The 7,635-nt window shown below is 54.4% G+C and carries 6 protein-coding genes and 1 tRNA gene; 2 read left to right on the plus strand and 5 right to left on the minus strand.

Annotated features, from left to right (window positions below; genetic code table 11):
• The first annotated feature begins 85 nt into the window (after nucleotides 1-85).
• Nucleotides 86-892 (plus strand): inositol monophosphatase, encoded by an 807-nt coding sequence (locus ABYP39_RS02065; protein WP_372749579.1) that lies wholly within the window; start codon nucleotides 86-88, stop codon nucleotides 890-892.
• Here ABYP39_RS02065 and ABYP39_RS02070 read toward each other — a convergent pair.
• Together ABYP39_RS02070 and ABYP39_RS02075 are read right to left on the minus strand one after the other, a co-directional pair.
• Nucleotides 839-1,771, minus strand: coding sequence for a 1-aminocyclopropane-1-carboxylate deaminase/D-cysteine desulfhydrase (locus ABYP39_RS02070; RefSeq protein ID WP_372780916.1), 933 nt, complete (start codon nucleotides 1,769-1,771; stop codon nucleotides 839-841). The genes ABYP39_RS02065 and ABYP39_RS02070 overlap by 54 nt on opposite strands.
• Nucleotides 1,772-1,811: 40 nt before the next feature.
• On the minus strand, nucleotides 1,812-3,158 hold the full coding sequence (locus ABYP39_RS02075) for a hypothetical protein (protein ID WP_372780918.1): 1,347 nt from the start codon (nucleotides 3,156-3,158) through the stop codon (nucleotides 1,812-1,814).
• Between the two features lie 236 nt (nucleotides 3,159-3,394).
• On the opposite strand from ABYP39_RS02075, the gene ABYP39_RS02080 reads away from it, so the two are divergent.
• Nucleotides 3,395-4,852, plus strand: a complete 1,458-nt coding sequence (locus ABYP39_RS02080; protein ID WP_372749761.1) for a coniferyl aldehyde dehydrogenase — start codon at nucleotides 3,395-3,397, stop codon at nucleotides 4,850-4,852.
• A 16-nt stretch (nucleotides 4,853-4,868) separates the two neighbouring features.
• On the opposite strand, the gene ABYP39_RS02085 is transcribed toward ABYP39_RS02080, so the two are convergent.
• The 3 genes from ABYP39_RS02085 to ABYP39_RS02095 all read right to left on the minus strand — a co-directional run bounded on the left by ABYP39_RS02085 (nucleotide 4,869) and on the right by ABYP39_RS02095 (nucleotide 7,633).
• Entirely contained in the window at nucleotides 4,869-5,087 is a 219-nt protein-coding gene (locus ABYP39_RS02085) for a hypothetical protein (RefSeq protein WP_372780920.1), read from the minus strand.
• Nucleotides 5,088-5,115: 28 nt separating this feature from the next.
• Nucleotides 5,116-7,302: a TonB-dependent receptor gene (locus tag ABYP39_RS02090; protein WP_372780922.1), complete on the minus strand. Its 2,187-nt coding sequence runs from the start codon at nucleotides 7,300-7,302 to the stop codon at nucleotides 5,116-5,118.
• Nucleotides 7,303-7,556: 254 nt separating this feature from the next.
• A tRNA-Asp gene (locus ABYP39_RS02095) sits at nucleotides 7,557-7,633 on the minus strand.
• Nucleotides 7,634-7,635 lie beyond the last annotated feature (2 nt).

Consider the following 7,635-nt stretch of genomic DNA (forward strand, 5'->3'; position numbering starts at 1 on the left):
TGGGAAAATACCACTCTCATCGTGTCTACCTCTCTGGTATAATCGCGCGCCTGTCGCTATCCATACAAGCCAAGGCTCTTTATATATGCAACCGATGTTGAACATTGCGCTTCGCGCTGCGCGCAAGGCGGGCGAAATTATTGCCCGCGCCTCCGAACAAACCGAGCGCCTTAAGATCGAGACCAAAGGCACCAACGACTTCGTTACCGACATCGACCGCGCCGCCGAGCGGGAAATTGTCTACCACATCCGCAAAGCCTACCCCGATCACGCCATCCTCGGCGAAGAGTCGGGCCAAAGTGACAACCCGGATTCCGACTATCAATGGGTAATCGACCCCCTGGACGGCACCACCAACTTTATCCGGGGCATCCCTCATTACGCGGTCTCTATCGCCTGTCTTTATAAGGGCGTTATTGAACACGCGGTGGTACTGGACCCCATTCGCCGCGAAGAATTCACCGCCAGTCGCGGCCGCGGCGCACAGCTCAATGGGCGTCGTATCCGGGTTAGCCAGATGACCAGCATGGAAGGCGCCCTGCTCGGCACCGGAATCCCCTACAAAAACCGCAACGATGAGCTGATGCCCGAATTTATGGGAAGTCTTGCCGCCGTGGCGTCACAGACCGCAGGTATTCGTCGCGCTGGCGCAGCCGCACTCGACCTTGCCTATGTGGCTGCCGGTCGTCTGGATGGTTTTTGGGAAGTGAGCCTGAATCGCTGGGATATTGCTGCCGGAATTCTACTGATCAAAGAAGCAGGCGGGTTGGTCAGCGACTTCCAGGGCGGCAACAAGCATTTCGAAACCGGTAATATTGTGGCCGCCAACCCGAAAGTACTAAAACCCCTCCTCCAGACCTTGAAACCCCACCTCGGCAAGGTCGGCCAGTAACGCCGGATAACCTCGCAAGCCCTGCAGGCCCCCGGTATGCAGGGCCAGCAGGGATCGCCCCTGAAATTCCCCCGCCTGCACTTGTTGCAGCAGCGCGTAAAGCAATTTACCGGTGTACACCGGCTCCAACACAACCTGATGTCGCCGATAAAAATCGACGATAAAGCGAGCCAGCTCTGGCGAACACGTGCCGTAGCCACCCATAGCGACATCCTCAACAATCGCCCAATTGTCGGCGCAGAGCCCCGCACTGCGCAGATGCTCCTCCACCGCGCTCTGATAGAAACCGCCTTTCACCATCGGATAGCCACACACCTGAACCTGCGCTTTCGCACCCAGCCCCGCAGCCACACCGGCCAATGTGCCCCCGGTACCACACGCTAGAGCGACTATCAGATCTCTATCTGGTAACGCCCGAGCAATTTCACGGCCAAGAGACACACAACCTGTAACACCCAGCGCATTGCTACCACCCTCCGGCACCCAAAAGGTATCCGGCCAATCACCAGACAGCAAATCAAGAAAACCGGGATCGCGGCGACGACGGTAGTCGCTGCGAGACAAAAAAATGAACTCCATCCTCCAGCGACGCGCATCTTCCAACATTGGGGTGAGCGCAGTAGAGGCATCCGCACGCACCAGCCCCAGGGTCTTCAACCCCCGCGCCTGCCCCGCGCGCGCCAGCGCATGCAGATGATTGGACCAAGCGCCGCCAAAACTAGCCACCCGCAATCGACCGGCGGCAACGGCGTGATCCAGGTTCGAACTCAGCTTGTAGTATTTATTGCCGGCGAGCACGCCGGGCAACTGATCCAGCCGCCAGAGATACAGTGGCACACCAGCACGCGCGAAGCGCTCATCAAAGATTTGTTGAAGCATCAGCGCGGAGTCGATGAATCCGGCACAGCCGCGAAACCGGTCAAATCCCACCCCCCAGATGCTCCCGACACCGGTCGCTTTCACCGTGACGAAAGTAGAGAGGCTTCATCACTTTGTCTATCGGCTGTCCACACACCTGCCCGTCAGCATCCTTGAACCGGCACACCGGCAAGCGGTAGTGCATAAGCCATTCACGATAATGCTCTATCGGCACGCCACAGCGCTGCGACACAAAGGCTATGGGATCGTTTACGTAGGCCGTAATCTCTGCCGGCACCAAGACCAGGTGCTCTATACCAGGGTGGTAGGCAACAAAGGTGATTCCAGTATCCGTCATGCGCTGCAGAATCTGGCCGCTGTCATTTTTCATCAGCGATTGCAGCTCTTTTTTGGTCAGCGTCAGCTCATCGCGCAACTTTGCAATCTGCTCGTCGCGGTAGTGGAGCTCAGCCTCGCGCATGGCAATCCGCTCATTCAACTCTTCGGCCTGCGCCTTGGTTTTGTCGGCCAGCTCAACCTGAAACTGCTCACGTAACACGGCAACCTCAGCGGCATACTCAGAACTACCTTTGCGCAGGGTCTCCTCATAGCGCTCGCGAATCTTATTAAATTTGTTTTCGTAACCGTCCAGCGCCTCTTTCAGCTTCAACTCATTACGACGGGCTTTAGCGAGACGACTTTTGAGTTCCTGCAAACTCTCGTCCTTTGCACGAAGGCGCTCTACATAACTCGCCTCCGTAGAATCGACGCGGCGTTTCAGGCGCTCTGCAAGCGTGCTGAGTTCCAACCTGTGCTTTTGCTTTAAACCTTCCAGGCGGCGACGATATTTTCGATTAAAGCGCGGCCCGGTGGGCGCCTCGGGCGCTACTGGTGAGGACGGCGGTACATTAACCTGCGGCTGGGCCTGTACCGGCGCAGCAGGTGTCACCCTCACCGCAGGGCTGCGCTCCTCAATCAAGCCAAGTCGGTTGCGTTTTACCGCCTCCACCAGCAAATCAAACGTTGAGTTGGCCCCCATTTCCGGGTCCCACAACTTGTCTTTGTACCAGACTACGGGGCAAGAGCTACGACACGCCAGACGAATAGTGCCGTCTCCGAGATCCGGCCCGGTCAGGCCGTGATCAGCAAGATGCTGCAAAGGAATGTTCCAGGTTGATTCAACCTGACCATCTTCTGCAAAGGGAAGCGTAAAAAAGACGGCCGCCTGGATCACGAGGTGGCGATTGATTTGCAGATAGACCGCCTTAACGACCTTACCTGAATAGGCGGGCACGCCGGCAAAACCATCAAGCACAGCCTCAAACTCGGCGTAGCGAACTTCCTTGTCTACCAGGTCACCTTTAAAAAAGACGACTGCTTCATTGGCTCCCGCCTGTAGATCGAGCATAGTCACTCCGTCGTGAGTGCAAGGCGTGTGTATAGCGTAATTATCCGGCAAATAGTACGCATAAAACAGCAGCTTAGCTGGGAACAATATCACACTAATCGGCACTTGCGACGCATTAGGCGCCCCTTTCAGACCATTTAAACGATGATCGCGACACTAATGAAATGGCGCGAAAAGGCAAAACTTTACGCTCCACAGCATGTATGATCGAGACAACCAACCAACGGGGGTGAACCATGAGCAACCTGGCAGAAGCGCAACAACCTGAAAATACATCACAGCAACGCGCACCAAGCAGCGAACGCATCGACGACGTATTCGCCCGACAGAAGGCAGCCTCTCGCACGCACGCCTATCCAACCGCAGCCGAACGCATCGCCCACTTGGACACGCTTGCCAACCTTCTGGAAACCCATCAGGACGCCATAGCCGAAGCAATCAGCGCTGATTTTGGCAATCGCGCCGCGCAGGAGTCCAAAGTACTGGAAATATTTGGCCTGCTCAGCGGCTGTCATTACACCAAAAAGCGCATTAAACGCTGGATGAAGCCCCAGAAACGCCATGTAGGCCTAGCGTTTTTCGGCGCCAAAAACCGAGTGATACCACAACCAAAAGGCGTTGTCGGTATTGTCACCCCTTGGAACTACCCGCTCTTCCTCGCACTTAGCCCTGCCATCAGCGCCCTCGCCGCCGGCAATCGCTGCATCATCAAAATGGCCGCCAATTCACAAACACTGGCACGCCTGATGGACAAACTGATCAGCGAGGCATTCGACGACACGGTGCTGGCAGTAATCCCCGGTGTTTCCGCTCAGACGTTCACTGACCGCCCCTGGGACCACCTGATATTCACCGGCTCTCCCTCCACAGGCAAAACCGTGATGGAAACTGCCGCAAAATATCTGACGCCCGTGACCCTTGAGCTGGGCGGCAAATCGCCCACCATTATCGCCGAAGATTACGACATCAAAACCGCCGCAGAACGACTGCTATTCGGCAAATTTCTCAACGCCGGCCAAACTTGCGTGGCGCCGGACTATCTGTTTGTCCCCGAACAAAAGGTTCCCGACTTTATCGAGGCCGCCAAAGCCATTGTCAAAGCACGCTATCCGCGCCTCGACACCCCCGATTACACCTCCGTGATCGACGAAAAAGCCTACCAGCGATTGACGCAAACACTGGATGACGCCACAACGAAAGGCGCCAACGCGGTCAATCTGTTAGACGAAGCTGCTCGAGATGACTCGCTGCGCAAAATCGCCCCACACCTGGTCTGCGACGTGAAGCCCGATATGATGATCATGCGTGATGAAATCTTCGGCCCCCTGCTTCCGATCAAGCCCTACCGCGACCTCGATGAGGTAATCCAATACATTAACGAGAATGAGCGCCCGCTCGCGCTGTATTTATACAGCAACAACAAAGCGACCCAGGACAAGGTGATCTACAACACCTTGTCGGGCGGCATGTGCATCAATGACAGCGTGGTACACGTTGCCCAGCATGACATGCCCTTCGGCGGTGTCGGCAACAGCGGCATGGGCCACTACCACGGCCACGAAGGATTCGTTGAATTCTCCAAAATGCGACCGATATTTCAACAGGGACCGATGAGTGGACTACTAATGATGGCACCACCCTACGGCAAAACTTTCGACACCATGTACAAGGCGATGCTCAAACTTAAACTGTAAGCTTGTATCGGTGCGGCTAGTCAAAGGCTAGCCGCGCCTGAATACCCCAATGGCGAAATGCCGCGCGGGTCGGCATGGCTTGGGCTCGCGCTATAAAGCCATCAATTTCACCGTAAGCCGCGTAAAACCGTTCGTCTGTCAGGTTTTTACCAAACACGCCCACCGAGTAGCGCCCACCCCTATCACTCAGGTTCACTGACGCATCCCACAAGCCATAGGCCGGGTTTGCGTTCAATGGGTCCCGCTGTAAGTTGAACTGCTGTTTATCCTGCCAGGCGTATGCTATGCGAAAATCCCCCCCCCCAGGGAATAGCACGTAAATCCCAGTGATAGTCAGCCGCCACATGCCATTTTAGACTCGGCGTTACCGGTGACTCAGAACCCGACAGATCCTGGGTGTCTCCTTCGCCATCGCCATTACTGTCAATGGTGCAGCCGTCAGCCGCATCCTGCCCTACGTAGCAGGCATTCGTGAAGTTTTCGAGTGTCGCATCAGTGTAGGCCACACCACCTGAAAGCCGCAGATCGTCAGTAGCGGCTAGCGTAAATTCCAGCTCCACACCTGCACTTTCAATATCTCCGGCGTTAATTACTTCAGTATTAAATGTACCTGGCGTCAATTGCGCCGCCTGAAAATTTTCAACAACCATCGAAAAGACATTCGCATTGAGCGATAAGCGGTTATCCCAGAAACGCCCTTTTAGACCCAGCTCGGTAGAGAAGGCATCCTCTGAGTCTACCAGCGCACGTTCAGGTGTAGTCGCTGTCGCGGACGCATTGATACCAGCGCCTTTGAAACCCGTGCTAACACTGGCATATACCGAAACCTCGTCACTGAATCGATAAATCAAACCCAGCCGACCGGTAACCTTGTTTTCGGTCTGCTCATCATCCAGCACGATGGCGGGCAAGGTCTGAAAGCTATTCAGATCGTAAAGTTTGGGATTAGCACGAATCCGATCAACGGCCGAACGTATTGCCGACTTCGGCGCACCCTCAAAGAAAGGCTGCGCGACACCCAAAGGGCTTTCACTGTCTGGATCATAAAGATCCATCTGCACAATACGCCAACCCAGTGTTTCACGAGTAAATCTGGCACCGGCAAACAAAGAAATGCTGTCAGTCAGATCTAGCGTGACATCACCAAATATCGCGCTGGTGTCATCCGTCACTACCGAGTCAGTCATATGCACCAACGAAATAATCGGGTTCGGGCCCGGCGCCGCAGGGCGATTCACTAAATCAATCACGGTTGGCAAGGTAAGAAAGGCATTTTCTTTTAACGATTGATAAAAAGCACCGGCAATGTAGCTGTAGTGTGCACCACTACCCTCAACCCGAAGTTCTTGGGTGAATGTATAGGAACTGATCGGTGCGCGCCCGCTGCCGAAAGGCGCCCCCCGATAACCGATAAATACGCCCGGCGCAGCTTCTACAGTAGTTGGTTTGATAGTCTCCGGTCCAAGATCCACATCTAGCTCAGAATCCGTATCAAACTCACGGTAGCTAGTGATTGCCCGAACACCAAGCCCCTCCGACAGCGACCATAAATAGTCGAGGCTCAAACCCCAGCCAACATCCACATTTTCGGGGTCAATATCGATATTAACCTTGGGATCATCAAAGCTGGGGATAAATCCATTTCGATCAACGAATTCCTGTGTGAGCTGGGTATCCGGCACCAGCACCAGAAACTGAGGCGCAGAAAATATATCGCGATAGTCTGCACTCAGACGTAGCTCCATATCCTCGTTTAGGTCAATATCGAACTTCGCCAACACACCTTGACTATCAATGCCGCCCTGATCACGACCTACTGGGTGAATATTCTCAATAAAGCCATCCATTTCACGCTTGAAAACATTGATTCGATAGCGAGCAGCCTCGGTGTAAAACGGACCCGTCAACATAGCTCGCAATATCTTCTCACTGTCATTGGTATAGCTTCCAGACACCTCACCACGCCACTCAGTTTCCGGACGCTGCGTTACGATATTCAGCGCTCCCGCTGTGGCATTCTTGCCAATCAGCGTACCCTGCGGGCCGCGCAGAACCTCAATTCTCTCAACGTCTGCGAGACTCATAATAAATTCCGCACTACGTGACAACGCGACGCCGTCAACAATCACTGCCACCGCAGGCTGAATGGAACCCTGCTGCACAAAAGAAGAAATGCCACGCATAGCAAAGGAACTGGCAGACGCAGCGAAGCTACGTGTAAAACTTAAGGAAGGCGTCAGACGCACAAAATCCTGAGTATCTGCGACCTGAGACGCCTGAATTTGTCCCTGATCGACAACCGCCACCGAGATCGGCACATCCATTAGCGATTGCTCACGCTTTTGCGCAGTAACAACAACCTCTTCCAACACCGGCACTGCCTGCAACAGACCAGCCACTACGAAGCTGGTGATGAACCCGAATGACAAGGACATAGGCCTGGCTGACATTGAAACTCTCCGTGATATCAATGAATAAACACCAAGAACAGGTTTCCGGGATCGGGAGTCAGGCTATTTCGCACTGTTATTGTTCTACTGGCGTTAAACGGGCGAATAAAACCCGCGAACCAAAAGACTATGATAGCCTCGCCTTTTTAGTCAACAGTGATGTCAATTAATGGGCGAGTAGAGAGGATAAGGGCATGCGATTTTTGCAGCACAAACAAAAAACCCTGCTCGATGGCAGGGCTTCTGTGTTTGTCTGGCGGACCGGACGGGACTCGAACCCGCGACCTCCGGCGTGACAGGCCGGCATTCTAACCAACTGAACTACCGGTCCGC

The organism is Litorivivens sp. (genome assembly GCF_041625495.1).
GTDB lineage: Bacteria > Pseudomonadota > Gammaproteobacteria > Pseudomonadales > Spongiibacteraceae > Litorivivens.